Genomic DNA, 248 nt, shown 5'->3' on the forward strand with positions numbered 1-248 from the left:
CCTCGGCAACAGCTTGTGGGTGCGCTTTGACTGGGAAAGTTATCGCAGCCGTGTGCGCGGTGGTGAGTATTGAGGAGTGCTATGAAAGCAGCCGGTAAAGGTCCAGCACTACTTCGCCTGAACAACCTGGAGCGGGTGATGATGCAACTGCGCACCACCCGCATCACCTCCCGCCAGGATCTGGCATTAGCGCTCGGGCTGAGCAAAAACACCGTTTCACTGATTGTCGATGATTTGCTGGAAGCCGG

At 56.9% G+C, this 248-nt stretch carries 1 pseudogene; it reads left to right on the plus strand.

Annotation, left to right across the window (positions count from 1 at the left end):
- Positions 1–81: 81 nt before the first annotated feature.
- Positions 82–248: pseudogene (locus KVT28_RS27970) on the plus strand (ROK family protein); the annotation flags it as partial.

Origin of the sequence: Pantoea sp. GbtcB22 (genome assembly GCF_019091025.1) — a bacterium.
GTDB lineage: Bacteria > Pseudomonadota > Gammaproteobacteria > Enterobacterales > Enterobacteriaceae > Pantoea > Pantoea leporis.